The following is a 26,431-nucleotide window of genomic DNA, read 5'->3' as shown; positions in this document are numbered from 1 at the left end:
AGATGTGTATAAGAGACAGCCCCCTCCACCACCCACACGTCCGGCCGCGACGACGCGGCCGAGGAAGCGAGAACCGCATGACCTCCACCCAGCGCACCAGCGTCCTGCTCGGCACCCAGGACCTCACCGTCGAGGACCGCCCCGTCCCCGCCGTCGACCCCGGCGACGTGCTCGTCCGGGTCGCCGCCGTGGGTGTCTGCGGCTCCGACGTGCACTACTACCGCCACGGCCGCATCGGCGACTTCGTCGTCGAGGAGCCCCTCGTCCTCGGGCACGAGCTGTCCGGCACGATCGAGGCCGTCGGCGAGGGCGTCGACCCGTCCCGCGTGGGGGAGCGCGTGGCCATCGAGCCGCAGCGCCCCTGCCACCGCTGCGCGCAGTGCCTGGCCGGCCGCTACAACCTCTGCCCGCACATGCGCTTCTACGCGACGCCGCCGGTCGACGGCGCCTTCACCGAGTTCGTCACCATCGAGGCCGAGTTCGCCCACGTCCTGCCCGACGCCGTCTCGTTCGAGGCCGGCGCGCTCCTGGAACCCCTGTCCGTCGGCATCGCCGCCGTCCGCAAGGCGGCCATCGTGCCCGGTTCGTCGGTGCTCATCGCCGGCGCCGGTCCGATCGGCATCATCTGCGCCCAGGTCGCGAAGGCCTTCGGTGCCTCGCGCATCGTCGTCAGCGACCTGGTGCCGGAGCGCCGGGCGCGGGCCCTGGAGTACGGCGCCACCGAGGTCGTCGACCCCACCGCCGTGTCCGTCGCGTCCGACATCGTCCCCGTCGACGCGTTCATCGACGCGAGCGGTGCACCCCGAGCGGTGTCGGACGGCATCAGGGCGGTCGGTCCGGCGGGTGCCGCGGTGCTGGTCGGGCTCGGCAACTCCGAGATGACGCTGCCGGTCGAGCACATCCAGAACCTCGAGGTCACGGTCACCGGGATCTTCCGGTACACGAACACGTGGCCGGTCGCCATCGAGCTGGTCGCGTCCGGGCAGGTCGACCTCGACTCGCTCGTCACCGGTCGCTTCGGGCTCGACGACGTCCGCGAGGCCCTCGAGAGCGACACCGACCCGGAGTCGCTCAAGTCCGTCGTCTACCCCGGCGGCGTCCCGGCCTGAGTGGGCTGCGCGTCGTCCGGTGCGAGGTCCCGTACTCCGTGACGGCGCGCAGACCTCGCACGGAGTGCGGGACCTCGCACCAGAGCGAGCGACCCGGCGGAAGCGCACGCGGCGTGCGGACGCGCGCACAGGGCGGACGGGAGGCGCGGGGCCAGGCCGCCCCGCGCCTCCCGTCCGGCACGTGACCCGGAACGGGGCCACCGCCGCGTCACCGGGACGCGCTACGGTTCGCGCATGACCGCTTCACCGGCCGCCGTCGCGCCGCAGCGCACCGACCGGCGCGCGCTCGTCTCCTGGGCGCTCTGGGACTGGGGTTCCGCCGCGTTCAACGCGGTCGTCACCACCTTCGTGTTCAGCACGTACCTGGCCAGCCGGGCGTTCGTGGACCCGGCGCTCGTCGCCGACACGTCCGCGGCCGGCAAGGCGATCGTGGAACGGGAGCTCGCGCACAACGCGGCCGTCGTGTCCACCGCACTGACCATCGCGGGGATCGTCGTGGCCCTGGTGGCACCGGCCATGGGGCGGCTCGCGGACTCGTCCGGGCACCGCCGCCGGTCGGTCCTCATCGCCACGATCGGCGTCGCGCTGTCGATCGGCGGCATGGTCTTCGTGGCGCCGAGCCAGCCGTACCTGCTGCTCGGCGCAGCCCTGCTCGGCATCGGGACCGTCGCCTACGAGATCGCGAGCGTCGGCTACAACGCCATGATCGGGCAGGTCGCCTCCGGGGAACGCACCGGCCGCGTCTCCGCCATCGGGTGGGCCGCCGGGTACTTCGGCGGGATCGTGCTGCTCGTCCTGCTGCTCGTGCTCTGCATCCAGGACTTCCGGGGCGACGGGGTCGTCGGCGGGCTCCTGCAGCTGCCGGCCACCGTCGCCACGGGGCAGTGGGACGTCCGCGTCGCGATCGGCATCGCCGCCGTCTGGCTGGCGGTCAGCTCGATCCCGCTGTTCCTCACCGTGCCCGAGGCGGCGCCCGACCGCACCCGCGGTGGCGGCGTGTTCAGTGCCTACGCGGACCTCGGCCGGGACATCGCACGGCTGTGGCGCGAGCGCCGCAACGTCCTCGCGTTCCTGCTCGCCAGCGCGGTGTTCCGCGACGGCGTCGGGGCCGTCTTCACGTTCGGCGGGATCGTCGCCGCGCAGGTGTTCGGGTTCACGCCGTCGCAGGTCATCCTGTTCGCCATCGCCGCGAACGTCGTGGCCGGCATCGCGACGTTCGTCTCCGGACGCCTCGACGACCGGTTCGGGTCGCGTGCGCTCATCATGGTCTCGCTCGTCGGCCTCGCCGTTTGCGGGGTCGGGGTCTTCGCCGCCGGCAACGAGACGCAGTGGTTCTGGGTGCTCGGGCTGACCCTCGCCGTGTTCGTCGGTCCGGTGCAGTCGTCGTCCCGCGCGTACCTGGCGCGGCTGGCGACCCCCGGCCGCGAGGGGGAGCTCTTCGGCCTCTACGCCACCACCGGCCGGGCCGCGTCGTTCCTCGCGCCGGCGCTGTTCGGCGTGGCGGTGACCGTCGGTGGGTCGACCCGGTTCGGGATCCTCGGCGTGGTCGTCGTGCTCATCGCCGGGCTGGTGCTGATGGCGTTCGTCAAGCGGGAACCGCAGGGCGCGCGGGCCTGATCCACGGCGGGCCGTCGGCGCGGCCTGGAGGCGCGGTGCCGGTCCGTCCACAGGCTGCGGTTCTGCGCACGGTTGGGCACAGGGCCGTGGTCGCGTCGGGCGGCCCGGGCCGCGGTGCGCCAGGATGGGTGCATGACCGACCAGCGCATCGCCGTCGTCGTCCTCGCCGCCGGGCAGGGCACGCGCATGAAGTCGTCCACGCCCAAGGTGCTGCACCGGCTCGCCGGACTGCCGCTCATCGGGCACGTCCTGCGCACGGCGTCGTCGCTCAGCCCCGAGCACGTCGCCGTCGTCGTGCGGCACGAGCGTGACCTCGTCGCGGCCGAGGTCGTCGAGCGCGCCCCCGACGCGATCGTCGTCGACCAGGACGACGTCCCCGGCACCGGCCGCGCGGTCGAGGTGGCGGTCGAAGCACTACCCGCCGACTTCGACGGCGCCGTCGTGGTGCTGTCCGGCGACGTCCCGCTGCTCGACGCCGCGTCGCTCCGGCTCCTGGTCGACGCCCACGTCGGCGGCGGCAACGGGGCGACCTTCGTGAGTGCGATCGCCCCGGACCCGACCGGCCTCGGACGGATCGTGCGGGATGCTTCGGGCGCCTTCGTCAGCGTCGTCGAGCACAAGGACGCGACGGCCGAACAGCTGACCATCACCGAGGCGAACGCGGGCATCTACGCGTTCGACGTGGCGCACCTGCGCGCCGCCTTGCCGTCGCTCACCACGGCGAACGCCCAGGGCGAGAAGTACATCACCGACGCCCCCGCGCTGATCAGCGAGCGTGGCGGGCGCATCGACGTGGTCACCCTGACCGATCCGTGGCTCGTCGCCGGCATCAACGACCGAGCGCAGCTCTCCGACGCCGCGCGTGAACTCAACGCCCGCATCGTCCGCCGCCACCAGCTCGCCGGCGTCACCGTGCAGGACCCGGCGACCACCTGGATCGACCTCGACGTCACCATCGAGCCCGACGCCGAGGTCCTGCCGGGCACCCAGCTCGTCGGCGCCACCGCCATCGCCGCCGGCGCCGTCGTCGGGCCGGACACCACACTCCGCGACACCGAGGTCGGGGCCCGCGCCACCGTGAACCGCGTCGACGCCACCCTCGCCGTGATCGGGGACGGCGCCTCGGTCGGCCCGTTCGCCTACCTGCGGCCGGGCACGATCCTCGGTGACGACGGCAAGATCGGCACCTTCGTCGAGACGAAGAACGCCCGGATCGGCCGCGGCAGCAAGGTCCCGCACCTGTCCTACATCGGCGACGCCGAGGTGGGCGAGGACTCGAACATCGGCGCGAACACCATCACCGCGAACTACGACGGCGTGCACAAGCACCGCACCGAGGTCGGCTCGAACGTCCGCACAGGCTCGCACAACGTGTTCGTCGCCCCCGTTAGGATTGGTGACGGTGCGTACACCGGCGCCGGGACCACCGTCCGCAAGGACGTTCCGGCAGGATCGCTCGCGATCAGCTACGCCCCACAGCGCAACACCGACGGATGGGTCGAGGAACACCGACCCGGCACACCGGCGGCCGAGGCTGCTCGGCTCGCGAACGGCGAATAGATCCCGGCGACCACCCGTCGCCGACATCGACCCCTCGTGGGTCAGGGAGTGAGCACCGCACTTGTCCGGAATCAAGACAACCGGCCAGAAACGACTCGTCCTCGTCTCGGGGCGAGCACACCCGGCGCTCTCTGCCGAGATCGCGGAGGAGCTCGGGGTCGACCTCGTACCGACCGATGCCCGGACCTTCGCGAACGGTGAGCTCTACGCCCGCTTCGACGAGTCGGTCCGTGGCTGCGACGCCTTCGTCATCCAGTCGCACACCGCGCCGATCAACGAGTGGCTCATGGAGCAGCTCATCATGGTCGACGCGCTGAAGCGTGCCTCGGCGAAGCGCATCACGGTCGTGGCGCCGTTCTACCCGTACGCCCGCCAGGACAAGAAGGGCCGCGGCCGCGAGCCGATCTCGGCCCGCCTCGTCGCCGACCTGTTCAAGGCCGCCGGCGCGCACCGCATCATGAGCGTCGACCTGCACGCCGCGCAGATCCAGGGCTTCTTCGACGGCCCGGTCGACCACCTGTTCGCCATGCCGGTGCTGCTCGAGCGTTTCCGCCAGATCCTCGACCCGAAGACGCTCACCGTCGTGTCGCCCGACATGGGCCGCGTCCGTGTCGCAGACATCTGGTCCGAGAAGCTCGGCGCCCCGCTCGCCATCATCCACAAGCGCCGCGATCCGCTCGTGCCGAACCAGGTCTCGGTGCACGAGATCGTCGGTGACGTCAGCGGCCGCGTGTGCCTGCTCGTCGACGACCTCATCGACACCGGCCGCACGATCGCCCAGGCTGCCGAGGCGCTCAAGAACGCCGGCGCCACCGGTGTCGTCGTCGCCGCGACCCACGCCGTCTTCTCCGACCCCGCCACCGAGCTGCTGCAGAGCGAGTTCATCGACCGCGTGGTCGTGACGGACACCCTGCCCCTGCCGATGGAGAAGCGCTGGGACCGCCTCGAGGTCCTGCCGATCGCCCCGCTCATCGCCCGTGCCATCCACGAGGTCTTCGACGACGGCTCGGTGACCTCGATGTTCGACGGCGCCGCTTGACCCACCCTGCGCGTGACGCCCTCGCGGCCCGGCTCCGGGCCGCGGGGAGCGTCTTCGCCGAGGACGAAGCCGACCTGTTGCTCGAGGCCGGTGACGGTGAGCCGGTGCGACTCCGCACCCTCGTGCAGCGTCGGCTGGCCGGTGAGCCGCTCGAGTACGTGCTCGGCTGGGCCGCCTTCGACGGGCACCGCATCCGTGTGACCCCAGGCGTCTTCGTGCCGCGAGCCCGCACCACCGTCGTCGTCGAGCAGGCTGCGCGTCGGCTGCAGCGCTACGACCGCGTGGTCGACCTGTGCTGCGGCGCCGGCGCGATCTCGGTCGCCCTGTTCGGTCGCGTCGGGGCGCTCGACCTCGTCGCCACCGACATCGACCCGGACGCCGTCGACGTCGCGGCCGAGAACATCGGGGACCGCGGCATCGTCGTCGCCGGTGACCTGTTCGCGCCGCTGCCCGATCGGTTCCGCGGAGCCGTGGCGGTCATCGCGGTGAACGCCCCCTACGTGCCGACGGCCTCGATCGAACTCATGCCGACCGAGGCCCGCGAGCACGAACACCGCGTCGCCCTCGACGGTGGTGCGGACGGCCTCGACCTGCACCGGCGGATCGCCGCGGGTGCGGGGGAGTGGCTCCGCCCCGGTGGCGCTGTCGTCATCGAGGTGTCCGAGGCCCAGGCCGAGGCGTCCGCCGCTGCGTTCACTGCCGCCGGGTTCTCCGCCGTGGTCGAGCGGGAGGCCGAGGTCGACGGCACCTGCGTCGTCGCGACCCTGCCCGCCTGACCCTGCCCCTGACCCTGCCCGCTGGCCCGCCGAACCCGGGGTCGAGCGGTCACGACATGCCGCTCAGGTTCGCCGAGGCGGCACGAAGTGTCGCCCGCGCGTCTGCGAACCGACGCTTTCTGCACCCCCGGCGCGACGCACGTTGCGTGTCGCGCGAGCACGGCGAGGGGCGTGGCGGGCCGGCACCGGGCCTCCAGGCCGTCGGGTGCCCGGAGCGCGCCGGCGGCGAGCGGTCACGACATGCCGCTCGGGTTCGCCGAGGCGGCACGAAGTGTCGCCCGCGCGTGTGCGAACCGACGCTTTCTGCACCCCCGGCGCGACGCACGTGGCGTGTCGCGCGAGCACGGCGAGGGGCGTGGCGGGTCGGCACCGGGCCTCCAGGCCGTCGGGTGACCGGAGCGCGCCGGCGTCGAGCGGTCACGACATGCCGCTCGGGTTCGCCGAGGCGGCACGCAGTGTCGCCTGCGCGTCTGCGAACCGACGCTTTCTGCACCCCCGGCGCGACGCACGTGGCGTGTCGCGCGAGCACGGCGAGGGGCGTGGCGGGCCGGCACCGGGCCTCCAGGCCGTCGGGTGACCGGAGCGCGCCGGCGACGAGCGGTCACGACATGCCGCTCGGGTTCGCCGAGGCGGCACGCAGTGTCGCCCGCGCGCCCACGAACCGACGCATTCTGCCCACTCGACGGCTGTCCGCGGGCGTGTCGCAGGCCCGTTGCGGGACCGTCAGCGCGCGTCGACCGTCACCGTGTGCCAGCCCGTCGCGCCGTTGGGCGCCGGCGGCCGGTCCACGCTCGTCTGCACCTCGCCGTCCGCACTGGTCGCCCGCACCTCGATGCGGTGGGAGCCTGCGGTCGGCGTCCACCGCACCACCCACTGTCGCCACGTGTCCGCGGAGACCGAGTCGGCGAGTTCGGCGCGCTGCCAGTCGCCGCCTCCGACGCGGACCTCGACGGCCTTCACGCCCTTGTGCGGCTGCCACGCGACCCCGGCGATCGCCACCGGCTTGCCCGCGGTCACCGTCGACCCGTTCCGCGGGGTGTCGATGCGGGACTCGAGCTTGACCGGGCCACGCTCCGACCAGCCACGCGGTGTCCAGTAGCCCTGCGCGTCGGCGAACCGGGTGACCTCGAGCTCGGTGACCCACTTCGTCGCCGAGACGTACCCGAACAGGCCCGGCACGACCATCCTCACCGGGAACCCGTGCTCGGTCGGCAGGGGCTCGCCGTTCATCCCGACCGCGAGCAGCGCCGCGGTGCCGTCGTCCTGCAGCACGTCGAGCGGGGTGCCCGCGGAGAACCCGTCGATGCTCCGTGAGAGCACCATGTCGGCGTCGCCCGTCGGACGTGCCCGGGCGAGGAGCTTCCGGATGGGGTAGCCGAGCCAGCGGGCCGTGCCGATGAGGTCACCGCCGACCTCGTTCGACACACAGCTCAGGGTGGCCACGTGCTCCTCGAGCGGCAGTGCGAGCAGCTCGTCCCACGTCAGCGTGACCTCCTGCTCGACCGCACCGTGGATGCGGAGCGACCAGTCGGCGGGATCGACCTGCGGTACCCGCAGGGCCGTGTCGATCCGGTAGAAGTCGGCGTTCGGCGTGATGTAGGGGGTGATGCCGTCGACGTCGAGCGACGCACCCGCGGGGACCGCCGGTGCAGCGGTCGCCGCCACGGGCAGCCGGATGGCCCGACGGGCAGCAGCGGCCGCCTGCATCGCGGACGACCCCAGCCGGGAGGCGGTGCCCACCACGACCGCGAGGGTCGCCGTCGTGACGCCCCAGACCAGGAACGTCCGACGCTCCGCCGAGGCGGGTCGCGGTGCCGCCGTCGGCACGCTCGCCGCGACCTCCCACCGGCGCAGCCGCTGGAGCAGCAGGCGCAGGAAGACCACTGCCGCCGCGATGCCGAGCACCGTCGGGGCGCCGTCGAGCGTCCCGCTGCCCGAGCGGGTGCTGACGGCCAGCAGCGCCAGCACACCACCGGCGGCGAACACGAGGGCGCCGAAGGGTGGGCGCACACGTTCGAGGACACCGGCGCCGGCACTGATCGCGATGACGATCACCGTCATGAGCACGAACAGGGCGACCTTGTCCCCGGTGCCGAACACGGCGACCATGAAGTCCTTCGCACCCGGGGGAGCGAGGTCGATGACGGCGGACCCGACGGCGACCAGGGGGCTGCCCGCTCCGCCGAGCAGCAGCGCGCCGAACTCGGCGACACCGAGGAACGCGGCGGCGGCCACGACGCCGACGATCGCGGCGATCAGCGTCCAACGTCGGGTCACAGGGCCGTCGGGCCCGCTCGGGCCGTGCGACGGACCCGCCGTCGGTCGACCGATCGGTTCGTCCGTCGTCTCGGTGGTCACCGCCCGAGCGTAGGTCGCCCGGCCGCTCGTGGGCTGTGTGTGCGCGCTTCCCCGCGCGTTCATCGGGTTCGGCCAGCAGGTGGCGCGCGGCTCGTGGGAGGATCGGACCGTGCTGCAGCGTCCGGATGGTGTCCCGCGGTCCGGTCGTGCCCGCGGTGCACGGCGGACACCGATGTCGCCGGCACGTCGACTCGCCACCCTGCGCTGGGTCATCGTCGCCGTCTGGCTGGCCCTCCTGATCACCCGGATCGTCGTCGTCTCCACGGCCCCGGGCGTCGACCTCTCCTGGTACGGCATCGTCGAGTTCGGCGCGATCGGCCTCGGCGTCGTGGTCATCGTGGTCGCCGTCGTGCGGACCGCCACGGCACGGCGGCGGCAGGCGGACGAGGCCCTCGCGCTCGCCATCCGGCGGATCGACCCGACGGTGTGGCTCGTGCCGGCGGCGCCGACACCGGAACTCCGTGGCGTCGTCGACGAGATCCGTCCGGACACCCACCTCGGTTCGCGCGTGACGTGGGCCTTCGGCGCCACCGAGGCCTCCCTGTGGGAACTCGACGAACGGCGGGCGACCCGGCTGCTCGTGATCCGGTGGAGTCGCGTCGTCCACGTGGGGCTCGAAGACGTGGCGGAAGGCTTCGACGGCTCGGAACGACTCGACGGTCCAGCAGAGGCCGGCGGCGCGGGGCAACCCGGCGGCTCGCCGCGACCCGGCGGTTCCGGTGGTGCTCGCCGCGCCTGTGCGGTGGCGATCCACCACGTACGACCTGACGACACCCCCGCCGTGGCGACCTTCTTCGTCCGGACCGCCCCGGGATCGCGTCGGCTGCTCGGGCGCGGTCCGCGGCTGGACCGACTCGTCGCCGACCTGGCGCGGGAACGCATCGTCGCCTGACGCGACGGAGGGCCCCGGGGTCGGCGAGGCCCTCCTTGCGATGACCCGCACCGACCTCGGTCGTCGGCAGCGGGCGCGGTCGTCAGTGCGTGGACGGCTCCTGCTCGACCTCGCGGCGGTCGTCGTCGGACCACAGCGTGTGGAAGGTGCCGTCCTTGTCGATGCGCTGGTAGGTGTGTGCGCCGAAGAAGTCGCGCTGGCCCTGGATCAGCGACGCCGGCAGCCGGTCGGACGCGAGCGAGTCGAAGTACGACAGCGCGGACGAGAAGCCCGGCGCGGGGACGCCCGACGCGGCCGCGATGCCGACGATGCGGCGCCAGGCGGCTTCGCCCTCGGCGACGGCGTTCGCGAAGTACGGGTCGACGAGCAGTGACTCGAGCTTCGGGTTCTCGGCGTACGCCTCGACGATGCGGTTCAGGAACTGGGCCCGGATGATGCAGCCGCCCCGCCAGATCTTCGCGACGTTGCCGAGGTCGATGTCCCAGCCGTACTCCTTCGCCCCGGCGATGATGAGGTCGAAGCCCTGCGCGTACGCGACGACCTTCGAGGCGTAGAGCGCCGCACGGACGTCGTCGGCGAAGGTGTCCGGCACCTCGGCGATCTGCGGACGGTTCTTGATCGACTGCTGCACGGCGGCACGCTGCGTCGGCTTCGACGAGACGGCGCGGGCGAACACGGCTTCGCCGATGCCCGAGACGGGGATGCCCAGGCCCACGGCGTTCTGCACGGTCCAGACGCCGGTGCCCTTCGAACCGGCCGCGTCACGGATGACGTCGACGAGCGGCTTGCCGGTGTCGGCGTCGCGCTGCTTGAGGACCTCGCCGGTGATCTCGATCAGGTAGGACTCGAGGTCGCCCTTGTTCCACTCGTCGAACACCTGCACCAGGTCCTCCACCGAGAGCCCGCCGACGCGACGGAGCAGGTCGTACGACTCGGCGATGAGCTGCATGTCGGCGTACTCGATGCCGTTGTGCACCATCTTGACGAAGTGCCCGGCGCCGTCGGTGCCGATGTGGGTCACGCACGGTTCACCTTCGGCCACCGCGGCGATCGACTTCAGGATCGGCCCGAGCGTCTCCCAGGCCTCCTTCGAGCCACCGGGCATGATCGACGGGCCCTTGAGCGCACCCTCTTCACCACCGGAGATGCCGGTACCGACGAAGTTCAGGCCCTTCTCGCGCAGGTCGTGCTCACGTCGGATGGTGTCGTGGAAGTTCGCGTTGCCGCCGTCGACGATGATGTCGCCCGGTTCGAACCGTTCGGCGAGCTGCCCGATCACGGCGTCCGTGCCCTTGCCGGCCTGCACCATGATGATGGCTGTGCGGGGCCTCGACAGCGAGGCGACGAACCCGTCGATGTCCTCGGACGCGATGAACCCGGCGTCGCCGTGCTCCTGGAGCAGTTCCTCGGTGCGGGCGTACGTGCGGTTGTAGACCGCCACCGTGTTGCCTTCGCGCGATGCGAGGTTGCGGGCGAGGTTCGAGCCCATCACTGCGAGTCCGACGACTCCGATGTTCGCCTGACCGTTGTTGTCTGCCACGAGGGTCTCCTTTGTCCTGACGTTGGCGCCCAACCTACGACCGGTGGTCTGGGATCGCACAGGTGTTCCGGGAACTGGGGACCGGAGTTCACCGGATCAATACTGTGGAGGGATGAGCGAGCTCGCTGTCCACCCGCCCGTCCTCGTGATGGGGGTCTCCGGCTCCGGCAAGTCCACCATCGGCCAGGCGCTCACCGACGCCCTGGTCGCGCAGGGCGAACCGTGCGTCTTCGTCGACGCCGACGACCTGCACCCGGTCGCCAACAAGGAGAAGATGCGGCAGGGCACCCCGCTCACCGACGAGGACCGCTGGCCGTGGCTCGACGCCTGCGCCGAGCGGATCGCCGCGGTCGAATCGGACGGCTCCCGGTGCGTGATGGCGAACTCGGCGCTCAAGCGCGCCTACCGGGACCGTCTGCGTGAGTCCGCGCCGGGTCTCGTCATCGCCTTCCTCGACGGGTCGCGCGACCTGATCGCCGAACGGCAGTCCCACCGCCAGCACGAGTACATGCCGTCGACGCTGCTCGACTCGCAGTTCGCGACCCTCGAGCGGCCGCAGCCCGACGAGGCCGCCGTCGCGGTGTCGATCGACGGATCGGTCGACGACACCGTGCGGGAGATCCTCGCCGCGCTCGCGGTCACTTCCGGCTGAGCTCGGACAGCCGGGCGCGGTACTCCTCGGCGTCGATGTCGCCGCGAGCGAACCGGTCGGCCAGCACACCGCGGGCGTCGGAGCGGGCGCGCCAGCTCCCTCGTCGGAGCACCCCGAACACCAGGAACACGACGAGGAACGCGAAGAAGAAGAACGCGGGGAACAGGAAGAACGGGAACCCGCCGCCCTGCCAGTACGGGCCGTGGGCTGCTGCCGTCGTGAGTGCGGATGCGGTGATGGACGTGAACACGGTGATCTCCTGTGGTCGGTTTCGGGGCCGCTGTCGCGACACGTCGACTCTCCGGCCTGGAGGCCCGCCACGCGTCCGCCGCGCAGCCCCACTTCCGTCTGCTCCCGCGGTCGTACTGCGGTCGTTCCTCACCAGGGACCTACTCCCCGGGGAGTAGTCCACAGGCACCCCTGCGGTCGATGCCGGGGCGGACCGACGTCCCTAGGCTCGACCCATGACGACAGGGCCACGCGAAGACGACCGCGACCTGGCTGGCGACCGCTGGCCGGGGCGTCAGCGGTTCGCCCGGTCCGGTCGGGTCCTGCCGGTGGCCGTCGTGCAGATCGTCGGCACGATCCTCGCGTCCCGCATCACGGTCGCAGGGCCGGGCGGTCCGCCGTGGGCACGACACGGTGCGATCGGCGGCGTCGATCCCGTCGTGCTCGGCCCACTCGCCGGCGCGCTCCTCGTGGCCGGCGTCGTCGTCCTGCCGTGGCGGTGGAGGTGGCCACGATCGGTGCTGCTCGTCACGCTGGCGACAACCGTCGGGTACGCCCTGGTCGTGAGCCCCCGCGGGCCCTTCGTGGCGGCGCTCACGATGGCCATCGCGAACGCGTGGCTGCGGGGCCATCGACGGACCGTGGCGGTGGCCGCTGTCGTCGCCGTCCTGGTGCTCCCGTCGGCCGACGTGCTGCTCGGCCGGGCTCCGGGGCTCGACCTCGGTGCTGTGCTGCTGTGCGCGGCGTGGCTGACGGTGACGATCGCCGTGTCCGAACTCGTCCGGGTGCAGGTCGAGCGGGTCGCCGAACGCCGTCGACAGCGTGCCGAAGCCGAACGGGTGCGGGCGGGCGAGGAGCGTGTGCGCATCGCCCGCGAACTGCACGACTCGGTGGCGCACAGCATGTCCCTCATCAACCTGCAGGCGGGCGTGGCTCTGCACCTCGGTGACGGACTCCCCGCGCAGACCCACGACGCCCTGCTGAACATCCGTGACTCGAGCCGCGATGCGCTCGTCGAGCTCCGGACGATCCTCGGCGTGCTGCGCTCGGTGGACGGCGGCCCCGCGAGCACCGGTGGACCCGATCGGAGTCCCGTTCCCGGCCTCGATCGGGTCGCGGAGCTCGTCGATCGTGCCCGTGCCGCCGGCGTCGCGGTCGATCTCCGGATCCACGGCGACCCGTCGAGCGTCACCGGGACCAGCAGCCGGAGCGCTTTCCGCATCGTGCAGGAATCCGTCACCAACGTCATGAAGCACGCCCCCGGTCACGACACGTCGGTCGTGGTCACCGTCAGGGCCGACGTCGTCGACCTGATCGTCGAGGACCACCCGTCGGCCGTCCCGGACCGCTTCGCGCGACGAGTCGGCCTCGGCGCGACCGGCAACGGCATCATCGGCATGCGGGAGCGCGCCGCCGCGGTCGGCGGAGAGCTGTCCGTGGGTCCGACGACGGACGGCGGTTGGCGCGTCGTGGCACGCCTGCCGATCAGTACCGGCGGTTCGACCGACGACGCCGGTTCGATCGACGTCGCGGACGGAGCCGGATCATGACCCCGATCACCGTCCTGCTCGTCGACGACCAGGTCCTCATCCGTGCCGGCCTCCGAGCGCTCCTCGACGCCGAACCCGGCATGGCGGTCGTCGGCGAGGCCGGCGACGGGGACGCTGCGGTCGACGCTGCCCGGGCGCTGCGACCCGACGTGGTGCTCATGGACATCCGCATGCCCGGCACCGACGGGCTCGCCGCCACCCGCAGCATCAGCGACGACCCGGACCTCGACGGCGTGCACGTCGTCATCCTCACGACCTTCGAGCAGGACGATTACGTCTTCGAGGCGATCCGGTCCGGGGCGGCCGGGTTCCTGGTGAAGGACACGGAACCCGCCGAGCTCCTCCGCGCCGTCCGCACCGTGGTGGCCGGCGACTCGTTGCTCTCACCCGGTGCGACCCGTTCCCTGGTCGAGGCGTACGCCACCCACGCGAAGCCGTCGTCCCTCGCGCCGGGCCTCTCGGTGCTCACCGATCGCGAGCGCGAGGTCATGCAGCTCGTGGCGGTCGGGCTCACCAACGCCGAGATCGCCGCGCGGCTGTTCGTCAGTCCGCTCACCACGAAGACCCACGTCTCCCGAGCGATGATCAAGCTCGGTGCCCGCGACCGGGCGCAGCTCGTCGTGTTCGCCTACGAGACCGGACTCGTCACTCCGGGCTGGCAGCCCTGACACCGCGGCCGATCAGCGGCGCACCGCACTGATCGCCCCGTGCGGCCGGTGCCCCGGGTCCGTGCGGGTGTGGGCGTCCACGACGTCGAAGCCCGCTTCGTCCAGCAGCGCCGCCAGGGACGCGACCGGCCAGCGGTACGCGGTGACGACCGCGTGGTCGAAGGCTTCGACCGCGGCGCCCTCGAAGAACCCGAGCAGCAGCCCACCGCCGGGGGTGAGCACCCGATCGAACTCGGCGAGTGCCCCACCGATCCGCGACGGCTCGTGGTGGATCACCGAGTACCAGGCCAGGATCCCGTCGACGCTGCCGTCCGCGAGCGGGAGCGCTTCGAGCGACCCGAGCCGGAAGTCGACCGAGGCGCTGTGCGTCCGTCGAGCGTGCTCGACGAACTCCGGCACCGCGTCGATGCCGCTGACACGGTGCCCCTGCCGTGCGAGGTGCGCCGTCCAGTGACCGGGTCCGCACCCGGCGTCGACCAGGGGGCCGCTGCGACCGGTTGCCCAGGCGTCGACGAGGGCTCGGTCGTCGGGGTGGACGGCGTCCATCGACCCGAGCAGCGCCGCGTACTCGTCAGCTCGAGCGCTGTACGCCGCCGACACTCGCTCCGTCATGCGCCGACCGTACCGCCGCAGCGCCGGACCGTGCGAGGTTCCGTGTCCCGTGCGACCCGGCAACCCTCGCACCAAGCACGGAACCTCGCACCACCCAGCAGCACCAAGCACGGAACCTCGCACCACCCAGCAGCACCAAGCACGGAACCTCGCACCACCCAGCAGCACCCCCGCCGCGGCCACCCCGCGTCAGAGCTTGAACGTCGCCCGCGGGATGTCGGACACGATGCGCCGGGCGGTTCGGACGGCGTCCTCCTCGGAGACCTGGTGCGTGACCACGAGCGACGCCAGGTACGCGGCGTCCGCCCGCCGCGCCATGTCGTGCCGCGCGGGGATGGAGCAGTACGCGCGGGTGTCGTCGATGAACCCGGAGGTCTTGGTGAACGACGCGGAGTCGGTGACAGCCGACCGGTAGCGCGCGATGGCCGCCGGGGTGTCGATGAACCACCACGGCGCGCCCGCGTACACCGCGGGGTAGAAGCCCGCGAGCGGCCCGATCTCGCGCGAGAAGACTGTCTCGTCGACGGTGAAGAGCACCAGGTGGAACCCGGGAGCGGTGCCGAAGGACTCGAGCAGCGGCCGGAGGGGCTCGGTGAAGGACCCGACGGCCGGCAGGTCGTGCCCGGTGTCCGGCCCGAAGCGCTCGAGCGTCGGGGTGTGGTGGTTCCGGATCACCCCGGGGTGCAGCTGCATGACGAGGCCGTCCTCGACGCTCATCTCCGCCCAGCGGTAGAGCATGTCGTGCCGGTACGCCGTCGCCTCGGCCTCGGTGATCGACGACGCATCGTGCAGCGCCGCCGCGTGGATGCGTTCCCGCTCGCTCGACGGCAGGGGAGCGGAGCCCGCGTCGAGCACCCCGGTGTCCGTGGCGGTCGCGCCGTGCTCGATGAAGTACCGGCGACGTGCGCGGAGAGCCGCCAACAGCCCTGCGTGGGTGCCCGTGTCGATGCCGGCGGCCTCGCCGATCGACGCGACCACGGGCCTCCAGTCCGACCGCGCCGGGTCGAACACGGCGTCCGCGCGGAACGTGGGGAGCACCCGGCCGGTGAAGCCGGGGTCCGCCGCGAGCTGCGCATGCGCAGCTAGGTCGTCCGCCGGGCCGTCCGTGGTGGCGAGGACCTCGATGCCGAAGGCGTCGAAGAGCGCGCGTGGCCGGAAGGCGGGGGACGCCAGCAGGCCGGCGATGTGGTCGTACTGGTCGTCCGCGTTCGCGGCGGACGGTGCCTGGTCGAGCCCGAACACGTCGTGCAGCTCCGTCTCGAACCAGTAGCGCACGGGGGTCCCGAGGAAGTCGTCCCAGTGCTCCGCCAGCTGCCGCCAGATGGTTCGGCCTGGAGGCACGCCATGCGTCCCCGACAGGTCTGCGCGTCCCAGCGCGGCCAGGTCCACCCCGTTCGCGTGCAGCAGGCGGAGCACGTAGTGGTCGGGGGTGATGAGCAGCGACGCGGGGTCGCTGAACGGCTGGTCCGAGGCGATCAGCGCCGCGTCGACGTGCCCGTGCGGCGAGATGATCGGGGCGTCCTTGACCGCTTCGTACACGGTGCGTGCCACGGCTCGCGCCCCGGGGTCGGCGGGGAACAGCCGGTCGGGGTGCGGTGCGAGCCGGGTGGTGCTGCTGGTCTGGGTCATCATCGACTCCTTCAGGACGGACGGTGTGCCGAGGCGGGCGCGGGCCCGGTCGACTCGCGCACGGTCAGGTGGGTGGGCAGGGCGACGGCGCCGGACATGTGCTCCCCGGGCAGTTCGTCGGCGGGCAGCGCGCCGAGCCGTCCGAGCAGCATCCGGATCGCGACCCGGCCGGCGCGTTCGATCGGCGAGGTCATCGTGGTGAGCGGCGGGTTGCAGAAGTCGGCGCCGAAGATGTCGTCGCAGCCCACGATGCTCATGTCCTCGGGGACGCGGACCCCGCGCTCGCGCAGCCGGGCGAGCATCCCGATGGCGATCAGGTCGTTGAAGGCGATGCACGCGGTCGCACCGGCGTGCGCGGCGGCGTCGGCGGCCGCGGCGCCGGAGTCGACGAAGGGTGCGTGCGGCCCGACCCTGGCGACGCGGATCCCCAGGCGCTTGGCGACCTGCACGAGGGCGCGCCACCGACGCTCGTTGGACCACGAGCTGTCCGGCCCGGCGACGTACAGGATCTCCCGGTGTCCCAGCGACACCAGGTGCTGCACCGCCTGCTCCACCCCGCCGGGGGTGTCGATGAGCACCGAGGGCACGCCGGTGGGCCGGCGGTTCACGACGACCAGGGGGATCCGTTCGGCGAACCGTGCGATCTGCGCATCGGACAGGCGTGACGCCGTGAGCACGACCCCGTCGGCCTTCGCCCCCACGGCGGTGAGTGCGGCCATCTCGGCGTCGGCGGACTCCTCGGTGTCGACGAGCAGCTGCGTCCAGCCGGCCCCGGCGAGCTGGTGCTGGGTGCCGCGGATGACGTCGAAGTAGAACGGGTTCGTGATGTCGGACACGAGCACGGCGACGGCGCGGGTACGGCCCGAGGTCAGCGCCCGCGCCTGCGAGTTGGCGACGTAGCCGAGCTCGCGGGCTGCCCGCTGGATGCGCTCCTGGGTGACGGGGTTGACCCGGTCGGGCAGGGACAGGGCGCGGGAGACGGTGGACGCGGCGACCCCGGTGGCGTCGGCGATGTCGCGGATGGTGACGCGACGCGCGGCACCAGCGGCGGTGCCGGCAGCACCGCCCGTGCGCCCGCCGCCGTCCGTCGAGAGGTCCTTCACGAGGCCGAACGTATTCGCGTCTGGCAACAAGTGGCAACCGGTTGCCGCATGTTGCCAACGGCGGAACAGTGGTGCCACCGAGCAGCGCCGCTCGGAGGAGGTCTCGAGGAGGAAACCCCCGTGAAGACGCGAAGACTGCAAGTCCGCACCATCCTCGGTGCCGTCGCCGTGGTCGCCCTCGCCGCACTGTCCCTGCAGGGATGTGCCGTGGTGAACGGCAGCGGCGACGACCCGAACACCCTCCGCGTGATGATGGGCGCGGACACCACCTACCCCAAGGAACGCAAGCAGTGGCAGCGGGAGACCGCCGCCGAGTTCAAGCGCACGACCGGTGCCGACATCCAGTGGGAGACCTACTCGTCCGCGCAGGAGGAGTTGACCGCGATCCAGACGAGCGTCATCTCCGGGCAGGGCCCCGACGTCTACGCGATCGGCACCACCTTCACCCCGACCGCGTACGCCACCGGTGCGTTCGTCGAGTTGGGCACGAAGGAGTGGGACGCGATCGGCGGCAAGGACCAGTTCGACCCCGCGTCGTTCGGCATCTCCGGTCCGAGTGCGTCGAAGCAGATCGGGATCCCGTTCGCCAGCCGTCCGTTCGTGATGGCGGTGAACAAGGACCTGCTCGCGAAGGCCGGCATCACCGACATGCCGACGACGTGGGACGAGCTGACCGCCGACGCGAAGGCCACCACGGGTGACGGACTCCACGGCTTGGCGATCGCCTACGCCGACGGCTTCGACCCCTGGAAGTTCGTGTGGGGGATGGCCCAGAACGCCGGCAACACGATCGTCGACGGCTCGAAGGCCGAGATCGACAGCGAAGCCGTCGAGAACGCCTACCGCACCTACTTCGACTGGGTGACGAAGGACGGTGTCGTCGACCCGGCCGCGATCGGCTGGAACAACGCCCAGGCCCTCGCGCAGTTCACCGAGGGCAAGGCGGCGTTCTTCCCGATGACGACCACCACCGCCATCAACTCGTTCCAGGACACCAAGGTCGACGGGAAGTACGAGTTCGCCCTGCTGCCGACCGTCCCGCCGGGTGCGACGGAACGGCCGTCCGACGGCATCGAGGCCGCCAGCATCCTGTCCGGCGACAACTGGGTCGTCGCCGACTACGGCACCAAACAGGAGCTGTCGTTCGCGTTCGTCAAGCAGCTCAGCGCGCCGAAGGCCCAGCTCGAGTACTACGACCTGTTCGGCAACCTGCCGACCAACGCGTCCGCCGCCGCCGACCTGGCGGCCGACAACCCGCAGCTCAAGCCGATCATCGACGCCGGCCGCCTGTCCAAGCCCACCGCGTTCACCGGCGCCTGGTCGGACATCCAGCTCGCCCTGGTCGACGTGGTCGTGCAGTCGATCCCGTCGCTGAAGTCCGGCGAGGTCACCGACGACCAGCTCCGCAAGCGACTGCAGGACGCCCAGAAGGACGCCCAGGCCACCCTCGACCGTCAGAAGAACGGAGGTCTGTGATGACCAGCACGCAGACCAGGCCCCGCACCGACGCGGCGCCCCCTCGACCGGTCCGTCCCGCCGGCAAGACGCCCCTCTACAAACGGGAGCGTCCACTGTGGATGCTCCTGCCCGGCGGGGTCCTCATGCTCGCCGTCATCGTGGTGCCGCTCCTGGTGGGCTTCTGGATCGCGATGCTCGACCTCGACCAGTACACGCTCCGCCAGTGGTTCAGCGCCCCGTTCGTCGGGCTGGCCAACTTCACCGAGGCGTTCACGAACTCGCCGCTGCTGCACTCCATCTGGATCTCGGTGTCGCTGTCGGTGCTCGTCACGGCCGTGACCGTGCCGATCGGGGTCGCCGCCGCGATCTCGACGCAGAACCGGTTCCCCGGTCGCGGGCTCGTCCGTTCGATCTACCTGATCCCGTACGTGCTCCCCGCGTTCGTCGTCGGCACGTTCTTCCGCACGATGCTCCAGCCGCAGGGGGTCGTGAACTCGATCCTGCACACCGACGTGCTGTGGCTGAACGGCTCCGCGTCGTACTGGGCGCTCGCCGGCGTGATGATCTGGACGAGCTGGCCCTTCGTCTACCTGCTGTCCCTGGCGGGGCTGCAGGCCGTGGACAACGAGGTGCACGAGGCCGCCGCGCTCGACGGGGTGACCTGGTGGGCGAAGCTGCGGTACATCATCTTCCCGTACCTGCGCGGACCCCTCAGCCTCGCGGTGATCATCTCGATCCTGCACAACATCAACAACTTCACGCTGCCGTTCGTGCTGTTCGGCATCCCGCTGCCGTCCAGCGTCGAGGTGATGCCCGTCCTGACGTACATCGCGAGCTTCCAGTCGTTCCGCTTCGGCCTGTCCGCGGCGATGGCGATCTGCTCGCTCGTGATCGTCGCGATCCCGCTGTTCGTCTACCTGCGGGCGGTCAAGCTCGACACCGGCGACGACGCCGGCCCCAACCGGAAGCAGCGTCGCGCCGACCGCGCCACGCTCGCCGCCGCCCCGACCGCCGCCGACATCGACGGAGCACGCGCATGACCACCCCGAGCACGTCCTTCAGCACCCGCACCCGCCCCACCGCGACGCTCACCGAGAGCATCACGACCGGCAACGGCGGGCGACGGAGCAAGCGCCCCTACGACACCGACGTCACCCGGCTGCTGCCGCGCTGGCTGCTCGTCACCGTCATCGCGGTGATCATCGCGTTCATCGCCGTCCCGGTGCTCTACATCCTGTTCGGCTCGGTCAACTCCGACGTCGCCGTTGCCCGCGGCGAGTACTTCCCGTCCGAGTTCACCCTGTCGAACTACGTCGAGATCTGGTCCACCGTCGCCCTCGGCGAGGGACTGGTGAACTCGATGCTCACCGCCGGTGCCGTCGCCGTCGCGAGTGCCGCACTCGCCGTGTCGACGGCCTACGTGCTCGTCCGGTTCCGGTTCCTCGGGCGGCTGACCATCCTGCGTGGGCTCCTCGCCCTGCAGTCGATCCCGGGCACGCTCCTGCTCCTGCCGGTCTTCGTGGTGTTCTCGAACATCGCCAGCGCCACCGGCGTGCAGATCATCGGCACCCGCTGGGGCCTGTTCGTCACCTACCTGACCTTCGCCCTGCCGTTCTCGACGTGGGTGATGGTCACCTACCTGCGCGGCCTGCCGAAGGAACTCGAGGAAGCGGCGCGCATCGACGGTGCCAGCTCGACGAAGATCCTGACGAAGATCGTGCTCCCGCTGTCGTGGCCCGGCATCGTCGTGTCCGCGATCTTCGCCTTCCTGCTCGGCTGGAACGACGTCCTGTTCTCAACGATCATGACGACCCCGAACACCCGGACGGTCGCCGTGGTCCTGCAGGTGCTCGGCACCACCCAAGAGGGCGGCGCGGTCCCGATCTACGGCCAGATGATGGCCGCCTCGATCGTCTGCGCCGTCCCCGTCGTCGCCCTGTACCTGATCTTCCAGCGCTACCTGGTCGGCGGGCTCACCGCCGGCTCCGTCAAGTAGGCCGCAACCCAGAACCGGACTGGAGGCCCGTGGCGGCCCCGCCACGCGCCTCCCGTCCGAACGAAAGGACACCATGACCGACCAGCCCAGTTGGGAACTCTCCGGTTTCGGCGACGAGATCGACGCCGACCCGGTCGTCCAGGTCGCGGTCCTCCAGGCGCTCGGTGCGAGCGCCATCGAGGTCCGCAGCGCCTGGGGCGTGAACGTCGTCGACCTCGACGAGGACCAGCTCGCCGGACTCCACCGGCTGCTCGACGAGCGCGGGCAGACCGTGTCCGCGATCGCCTCGCCGATCGGCAAGGTGCCCGTCGACGAACCCGTCGAGCACGAGGTGTCACGACTCGCCCGTGCGATCCGCGCCGCGCACGCCCTCGGCACGACGAACATCCGGATCTTCTCGTTCTACTTCGAGGGCCGCACACCCGACGACGTCCGCGACGACGTCCTCGTCCGGATGCGGGCACTGGCCGACCTCGCCGAGCGCGAAGGGGTGACCCTGCTGCACGAGAACGAGAAGGACATCTACGGCGACGTCCCCGCGCGCGTGCTCGACATCGTCGAGAGCGTCGGTTCGTCCGCGCTCCGCCTGGCCTGGGACAACGCGAACTACGTGCAGTGCGGCGTCCGGCCCTTCACCGACGGCTGGGAGCAACTCGCCCCCTACGTCGACTACCTGCAGGTCAAGGACGCCCTCGCCGCCGACTCGTCGGTGGTGCCGGCGGGCGAGGGCGACGGCGAACTGCTCCAGACCCTCACCGCGCTCCGCGACGCCGGCTACTCCGGGTACGCCTCGCTCGAGCCGCACCTCAGCGACTTCACCTCCCTCGGCGGGTTCTCCGGCCCCGCGGCCTTCGGTCGTGCCGGACGGGCCTTCCGCACCCTCACCGACCAGATCGGAGTCACCCTGCGATGACCGAACCCACCAACCCGCTCCGCCTGGCCGTCGTCGGCGCCGGTGTCATCGGACGCCACCACGCCACCGTCGCCGTGCACCACCCCGACCTGCAGGTCGTCGCCCTCGTCGACGCCGTGCCCGAAGCCGCCACGAGCGCGGCGGACGCGGTACAGGAGCTGGGTGCCGCCCGCCCGATCACGACGTCCACCATCGAGGAGGCGATCGAACAGACCGACATCGACGTCGTCGCGATCTGCTCGCCCTCGGGCATGCACGTGCAGCTGGCCGAGGCCGCCCTGGCCGCCGGCAAGCACGTCGTCATCGAGAAGCCGCTCGACACCACGATGCCCCGGGCCCGGCAGATCGCGGCGCTCGCCGCAGCCGCTCGCGACCGCGGGCTCGTCACGAGCGTCATCAGCCAGCACCGCTTCGACCCGGCGTCGGCAGCCGTCGCCCGGGCCGCGCACGACGGCGGGTTCGGCACCGTGACCTCGGGGCTCGCGAGTGTCGCCTGGTACCGGTCGCAGGGGTACTACGACTCCGGTGACTGGCGCGGCACCTGGGCGCTCGACGGCGGCGGCGCGGTGATGAACCAGGGCGTGCACACCGTCGACCTGCTCGTCTGGGCGCTCGGCCGTCCGGTCGAGATCTCGGCCCAGACCGGCCTGCTCGCGCACGACCGCATCGAGGTCGAGGACACCGCCGTCGCCACCGTCCGGTTCGCCGGCGGAGCGCTCGGGGTCGTCCACTGCACGACCGCGGCGTACCCGGGGCTCTCCGCCCGGTACGCCGTGTACGGCACGCACGGCTCCGCCATCGTCGACGACGACCGGCTCGCCTACTTCCACATCGCCCCCGACACCGCCACGCTCGAGTCCGCCGCGACGACGTCGAACGCCACCGCGGTCGCCGGTGCGGTCGATCAGAAGGACCAGGTCGTCCCACCCGAGCACGTCGTCGGCGGCCCGGCTGAACCCGACCACTTCGCCGCGGGGCACGCTCGGCAGTACACGGACATCGTCGACGCGATCCGGCAGGGACGCGAACCGGGTGTCACCGTCGACGCGGCCCTGGTCTCGCTCGCCACCGTCCGCGGGCTCTACGTCAGCGCGACGCTCGGGCAACCCGTGCGCATCGACGACGTGATCGAGGGGAAGTACGACGACGTGGTGCCGGTCGTCGGCACACCCGCAACCGCAACCGCGACCGAAGGAGCAGTCCGATGAAGTTCTCCGTGTTCACCGCCTCCACCCCCGACTGGACCCCGTCCGTGGCCGCCGAGACCCTGGCCGCGCAGGGCTGGGACGGCATCGAGTGGCGCATCGTCGACGACCGCCCGGCCGACGGCGCCGAGGTCCCCGCCGAGCGGTCGTTCTGGGCGGGCAACGACTCGACGTGGCAGTACACCGGCATCCGCGACCGGGTCGGTGAGATCGCCCGGGTCACCGACGCCGCAGGGCTCGAGTACTCGGGCATCGGTGGCTACCAGCCGGCCGCCGACCACGACGGCGTCGAGACGATGCTGCGGGTGACCAGCGAACTGGGTGCCCGGCAGGTCCGCGTCACGATGCCGAACTACCGAGCCGAGAAGGAACGCACCGGCGAGACCTACCCCCGGCTCTTCGACCGCACCCGCACCGACCTCGAGTGGGCGGTGGACCGCGCGGCCGAACTCGGCGTCAAGGTGTTGGTCGAGCTCCACCACATGACCATCACGCCGTCGGCCTCGGCGGCACTGCGGTTGATCGACGGTCTCGACCCCGCACACGTCGGGGTGATCCACGACCTCGGCAACCTCGTGATCGAGGGTGACGAGGACCACCTCGCCGCGTTCGAACTGCTCGGGCCGTACCTGGCACACGCCCACGTGAAGAACGCCCGCTGGGTCGACACCGGCGACACCCGTGCCGACGGCAGTTCGATCTGGCAGCACGAGTGGGCGCCCCTGCGCACCGGCCGGGCATCGGTCTCCGAGTACCTCGACGCGCTCCGCCAGGTGGGCTACGACGGGTGGGTCACGATCGAGGACTTCTCCACCGACCTGCCGCTCGAGGCCCGCACCGCCGACAACCTCGCGTACCTCCGCTCCCTCGTGCCGGTGACCGCATGACGGAGCGCCGACCGGGCATCGTGCACGTCGGGGTCGGGGCCTTCGCGCGCGCCCACCTCGCCTGGTACACCGCCCACACCACGGGGGAGCCGTGGGGCATCACCGCCTTCACCGGCCGCTCGCCCGCGGCGGCGGACGCGTTGGCCGCGCAGGACTGCCGGTACACGCTGGTCACCCGAGCCGCGTCCGGCGACGGAGCCGAGGTGGTCGACACGATCGTCGCCGCCCACCCGGGCAGCGACGACACGGCCTGGAGGCACCTGGTCGCGTCCCCCGAGACGACCATCGTCACGCTGACGGTCACCGAGCAGGGCTACCGGCCCGCTTCCGACGTGCCGGCGCGGTTGGTGGCGGGGCTCGACGCCCGCCGTGCCGCCGGCTCCGGGCGCATCGCGCTGGTCAGTCTCGACAACCTGACGCACAACGGGGAGGTCCTGCGCGGTGCCGTGCTCGACGCCGTCGCCGACGACGACCTGCGCGACTGGATCGAGGCGAACGTCGCGTTCCCGAGCTCGATGGTCGACCGGATCACCCCCGCGACCACCGACACCGACGTCGCGCACCTGTCGGAACTGCCGGGTGCGCTCGCCGGAGACCGGGTCCCCGTCGTCACCGAGCCGTTCGCCGAGTGGGTGCTCGAGGACGCCTTCGCGGGAATCGACCGACCCGCGTGGCAGACGGCCGGCGTCCGGATCGTCGACGACGTGACCCCGTACGAGCAGCGGAAGCTCTGGCTGCTGAACGGCTCGCACTCGCTCCTCGCCTACCTGGGGTTGCAGCTCGGCCACGACACCGTGGCCTCGGCGATGGACGACCCGGTCTGCCGCACCGCCGTCGAGCAGCTCTGGGACGAAGCCGCGCTCGAGCTCCCGCTGCCCGACGCCGAGGTCACCGACGCCCGCGCGGCCCTGGTCGAGCGGTTCGCCAACCCGCGCATCCGGCACACCCTGCGGCAGATCGCGTCCGGCGGCTCGCAGAAGCTGCCCGTCCGGGTCGTCGACGTCGTGCGGCACCGGCTCGCCCGCGACCCCTCGGCCGGCATCGGCACCGGAGCGGCCACCGCCCTCGCCGCGTGGTGGTTGCACGTCACCGAGCAGTCCGACCTGGTGGACGACCCCGGTGCCCCCGGGCCAGACTCGGATGTGCACGACGTCCTGGCCGTCGTCGCGCCCGAACTCGACACCACCCCCGTGGTCGCCGCCGTGACGGCGGCGGCCGACGCCATCCGCACCGCCGCGGCACGCGCCCGCGAACACTCCAACGGAGGAGTCCACGCATGACCGACACGAACACCACGAACCCCGCGGCTCCGGTCCCCGGCGCCGCCGACAGCGGGCCGGCCGAGACCACCGCCGGCCGTCCGGACACCTGGGCCTCGGCGGACCGCGGGCAGCTGATCGAGCGGGCCGAGGTCATCGTGACCAGTCCGAACCGGAACTTCGTGACACTCAAGCTCACCACGGCCGACGGCGTCACCGGGCTCGGTGACGCCACCCTGAACGGCCGTGAGCTCGCGGTCTCCGCCTACCTGTCCGAGCACGTCGTCCCGCTGCTCGTCGGCCGTGACGCCAGCCGCATCGAGGACGCCTGGCAGTTCCTGTACCGGTCGTCGTACTGGCGCCGTGGTCCGGTCACCATGGCCGCGATCGCCGCCGTCGACATGGCCCTCTGGGACATCAAGGCGAAGGTCGCCGGCATGCCGCTGTACCAGCTGCTCGGCGGGGCATCGCGCACCGGGCTCATGGCGTACGGCCACGCCTCGGGCAAGGAGCTGCCCGAGCTGTTCGACTCCATCCGCGAACACCAGGAAGAGGGCTACCGTTCGATCCGGGTGCAGACCGGTGTCCCCGGCCTCGAGTCCATCTACGGCATCGCGTCGAACAGGACCACCGAGGGCAACGCCGGCGTCCGCTACGACTTCGAGCCCGCCCAGCGCGGTGCGTACCCGGCGATGGAGGACTGGGACACCCGCGCCTACCTGCGCCACGTGCCCACCGTGTTCGAGGCCGTCCGCAACGAGTTCGGCCCCGAACTGCCGCTGCTGCACGACGGCCACCACCGGATGACCCCGCTGCAGGCCGCCAAGCTCGGCAAGTCCCTCGAGCCTTACGACCTGTTCTGGCTCGAGGACTGCACCCCCGCCGAGAACCAGGAGGCCCTGAAGCTCGTGCGGCAGCACACCACGACGCCGCTGGCGATCGGCGAGGTCTTCAACACCGTCTGGGACTTCAAGGACATCATCCGCGACCAGCTCATCGACTACGTCCGCGGTGCCGTGACACACATGGGCGGCGTCACCCCGCTCAAGAAGACGATGGAGTACGCGGCGCTCTACCAGGTCAAGTCCGGGTTCCACGGACCGACCGACATCTCCCCGGTGGGCCTCGCCGCGCAGATGCACCTCGGGCTCGCGATCCACAACTTCGGCATCCAGGAGTACATGCAGCACGGCCCGCAGACCAACCAGGTGTTCCACCAGACGTTCACGTTCACCGACGGCTACCTGCACCCGGGTGACGAGCCGGGCCTCGGGGTCAGCCTCGACGTCGACGAAGCCGGCAAGTACCCCTACGAGCAGGCGTACCTGCCGTTCAACCGCCTGGCCGACGGCACCGTCCACGACTGGTAGCGGCGGGCAG

General features: G+C 71.7%; 23 protein-coding genes. 17 read left to right on the top strand and 6 right to left on the bottom strand.

The genetic code is table 11. The annotated features are described in order from the left end of the window. The first annotated feature begins 77 nt into the window (after positions 1-77). The 5 genes from DEJ30_RS09555 to DEJ30_RS09535 all read left to right on the top strand — a co-directional run bounded on the left by DEJ30_RS09555 (position 78) and on the right by DEJ30_RS09535 (position 6,101). On the top strand, positions 78-1,109 hold the full coding sequence (locus DEJ30_RS09555; protein ID WP_110860778.1) for an NAD(P)-dependent alcohol dehydrogenase: 1,032 nt from the start codon (positions 78-80) through the stop codon (positions 1,107-1,109). A 234-nt stretch (positions 1,110-1,343) separates the two neighbouring features. Continuing rightward, positions 1,344-2,726: an MFS transporter gene (locus tag DEJ30_RS09550; protein ID WP_110860776.1), complete on the top strand. Its 1,383-nt coding sequence runs from the start codon at positions 1,344-1,346 to the stop codon at positions 2,724-2,726. A gap of 132 nt (positions 2,727-2,858) precedes the next feature. Beyond that, positions 2,859-4,286, top strand: a complete 1,428-nt coding sequence (gene glmU / locus DEJ30_RS09545) for a bifunctional UDP-N-acetylglucosamine diphosphorylase/glucosamine-1-phosphate N-acetyltransferase GlmU (RefSeq protein ID WP_110860774.1) — start codon at positions 2,859-2,861, stop codon at positions 4,284-4,286. Between the two features lie 61 nt (positions 4,287-4,347). Beyond that, on the top strand, positions 4,348-5,325 hold the full coding sequence (locus tag DEJ30_RS09540; RefSeq protein WP_110860771.1) for a ribose-phosphate diphosphokinase: 978 nt from the start codon (positions 4,348-4,350) through the stop codon (positions 5,323-5,325). Further along, the gene (locus DEJ30_RS09535; RefSeq protein WP_110860769.1) at positions 5,322-6,101 is read left to right on the top strand and encodes a putative protein N(5)-glutamine methyltransferase; all 780 of its coding nucleotides are present in this window, start codon (positions 5,322-5,324) and stop codon (positions 6,099-6,101) included. The genes DEJ30_RS09540 and DEJ30_RS09535 overlap by 4 nt, the downstream gene beginning before the upstream one ends. 723 nt (positions 6,102-6,824) lie before the next feature. Here the strand turns inward: DEJ30_RS09535 and DEJ30_RS09530 are convergent. After that, the gene (locus DEJ30_RS09530) at positions 6,825-8,459 is read right to left on the bottom strand and encodes a molybdopterin-dependent oxidoreductase (RefSeq protein ID WP_110860767.1); all 1,635 of its coding nucleotides are present in this window, start codon (positions 8,457-8,459) and stop codon (positions 6,825-6,827) included. A 109-nt stretch (positions 8,460-8,568) separates the two neighbouring features. Here DEJ30_RS09530 and DEJ30_RS09525 point away from each other — a divergent pair, with 109 nt between their 5' ends. Next, positions 8,569-9,351 carry a hypothetical protein gene (locus tag DEJ30_RS09525; protein WP_146238543.1) on the top strand — a complete coding sequence of 261 codons (783 nt, stop codon included), beginning with the start codon at positions 8,569-8,571 and terminating at the stop codon, positions 9,349-9,351. A gap of 82 nt (positions 9,352-9,433) precedes the next feature. Here the strand turns inward: DEJ30_RS09525 and gndA are convergent, their stop codons facing one another. Further along, complete coding sequence (gene gndA, locus DEJ30_RS09520) at positions 9,434-10,891, bottom strand: NADP-dependent phosphogluconate dehydrogenase (RefSeq protein WP_110860763.1); 1,458 nt, start codon at positions 10,889-10,891, stop codon at positions 9,434-9,436. 112 nt (positions 10,892-11,003) lie between these two features. Here gndA and DEJ30_RS09515 point away from each other — a divergent pair, with 112 nt between their 5' ends. Next, positions 11,004-11,543 (top strand): gluconokinase, encoded by a 540-nt coding sequence (locus DEJ30_RS09515; RefSeq protein WP_110860761.1) that lies wholly within the window; start codon positions 11,004-11,006, stop codon positions 11,541-11,543. Here the strand turns inward: DEJ30_RS09515 and DEJ30_RS09510 are convergent. Next, the gene (locus DEJ30_RS09510) at positions 11,530-11,793 is read right to left on the bottom strand and encodes a hypothetical protein (RefSeq protein ID WP_051596490.1); all 264 of its coding nucleotides are present in this window, start codon (positions 11,791-11,793) and stop codon (positions 11,530-11,532) included. The genes DEJ30_RS09515 and DEJ30_RS09510 overlap by 14 nt on opposite strands. A 214-nt stretch (positions 11,794-12,007) precedes the next feature. On the opposite strand from DEJ30_RS09510, the gene DEJ30_RS09505 reads away from it, so the two are divergent. After that, positions 12,008-13,321, top strand: coding sequence for a sensor histidine kinase (locus DEJ30_RS09505; RefSeq protein WP_110860759.1), 1,314 nt, complete (start codon positions 12,008-12,010; stop codon positions 13,319-13,321). Continuing rightward, positions 13,318-13,989, top strand: a complete 672-nt coding sequence (locus tag DEJ30_RS09500) for a response regulator transcription factor (protein WP_110860757.1) — start codon at positions 13,318-13,320, stop codon at positions 13,987-13,989. The genes DEJ30_RS09505 and DEJ30_RS09500 overlap by 4 nt, the downstream gene beginning before the upstream one ends. Positions 13,990-14,001: 12 nt before the next feature. Here the strand turns inward: DEJ30_RS09500 and DEJ30_RS09495 are convergent, their stop codons facing one another. From DEJ30_RS09495 to DEJ30_RS09485, 3 genes are all read right to left on the bottom strand, one after another. Then, complete coding sequence (locus DEJ30_RS09495) at positions 14,002-14,601, bottom strand: class I SAM-dependent methyltransferase (protein ID WP_110860756.1); 600 nt, start codon at positions 14,599-14,601, stop codon at positions 14,002-14,004. A 189-nt stretch (positions 14,602-14,790) separates the two neighbouring features. Then, on the bottom strand, positions 14,791-16,230 hold the full coding sequence (uxaC, locus tag DEJ30_RS09490) for a glucuronate isomerase (protein WP_110860754.1): 1,440 nt from the start codon (positions 16,228-16,230) through the stop codon (positions 14,791-14,793). Positions 16,231-16,241: 11 nt separating this feature from the next. After that, a complete protein-coding gene (locus DEJ30_RS09485) occupies positions 16,242-17,333 on the bottom strand; it encodes a LacI family DNA-binding transcriptional regulator (RefSeq protein WP_181420077.1) in 1,092 nt (363 codons plus the stop codon). 120 nt (positions 17,334-17,453) lie between these two features. Here DEJ30_RS09485 and DEJ30_RS09480 point away from each other — a divergent pair, with 120 nt between their 5' ends. The 8 genes from DEJ30_RS09480 (at position 17,454) to manD (ending at position 26,421) form a co-directional block, all read left to right on the top strand. Then, positions 17,454-18,809: an ABC transporter substrate-binding protein gene (locus DEJ30_RS09480; protein WP_181420076.1), complete on the top strand. Its 1,356-nt coding sequence runs from the start codon at positions 17,454-17,456 to the stop codon at positions 18,807-18,809. Beyond that, on the top strand, positions 18,809-19,831 hold the full coding sequence (locus tag DEJ30_RS09475) for a carbohydrate ABC transporter permease (protein WP_110860751.1): 1,023 nt from the start codon (positions 18,809-18,811) through the stop codon (positions 19,829-19,831). The genes DEJ30_RS09480 and DEJ30_RS09475 overlap by 1 nt, the downstream gene beginning before the upstream one ends. Continuing rightward, positions 19,828-20,787: a carbohydrate ABC transporter permease gene (locus DEJ30_RS09470; protein WP_220032947.1), complete on the top strand. Its 960-nt coding sequence runs from the start codon at positions 19,828-19,830 to the stop codon at positions 20,785-20,787. The genes DEJ30_RS09475 and DEJ30_RS09470 overlap by 4 nt, the downstream gene beginning before the upstream one ends. A gap of 73 nt (positions 20,788-20,860) precedes the next feature. Then, positions 20,861-21,700: a sugar phosphate isomerase/epimerase gene (locus DEJ30_RS09465; protein ID WP_110860749.1), complete on the top strand. Its 840-nt coding sequence runs from the start codon at positions 20,861-20,863 to the stop codon at positions 21,698-21,700. After that, a complete protein-coding gene (locus tag DEJ30_RS09460) occupies positions 21,697-22,908 on the top strand; it encodes a Gfo/Idh/MocA family protein (RefSeq protein WP_110860747.1) in 1,212 nt (403 codons plus the stop codon). The genes DEJ30_RS09465 and DEJ30_RS09460 overlap by 4 nt, the downstream gene beginning before the upstream one ends. Beyond that, positions 22,905-23,792, top strand: coding sequence for a sugar phosphate isomerase/epimerase (locus DEJ30_RS09455; protein ID WP_110860745.1), 888 nt, complete (start codon positions 22,905-22,907; stop codon positions 23,790-23,792). The genes DEJ30_RS09460 and DEJ30_RS09455 overlap by 4 nt, the downstream gene beginning before the upstream one ends. Continuing rightward, on the top strand, positions 23,789-25,072 hold the full coding sequence (locus DEJ30_RS09450; protein WP_110860743.1) for a mannitol dehydrogenase family protein: 1,284 nt from the start codon (positions 23,789-23,791) through the stop codon (positions 25,070-25,072). The genes DEJ30_RS09455 and DEJ30_RS09450 overlap by 4 nt, the downstream gene beginning before the upstream one ends. Next, the gene (gene manD / locus DEJ30_RS09445; protein WP_258369888.1) at positions 25,069-26,421 is read left to right on the top strand and encodes a D-mannonate dehydratase ManD; all 1,353 of its coding nucleotides are present in this window, start codon (positions 25,069-25,071) and stop codon (positions 26,419-26,421) included. Before DEJ30_RS09450 ends, manD begins: the two co-directional genes overlap by 4 nt. Positions 26,422-26,431 lie beyond the last annotated feature (10 nt).

This window comes from Curtobacterium sp. MCPF17_003 (assembly GCF_003224385.1).
Lineage (GTDB): Bacteria > Actinomycetota > Actinomycetes > Actinomycetales > Microbacteriaceae > Curtobacterium > Curtobacterium flaccumfaciens.
This window is presented reverse-complemented; position numbering and strand designations above follow the sequence as displayed.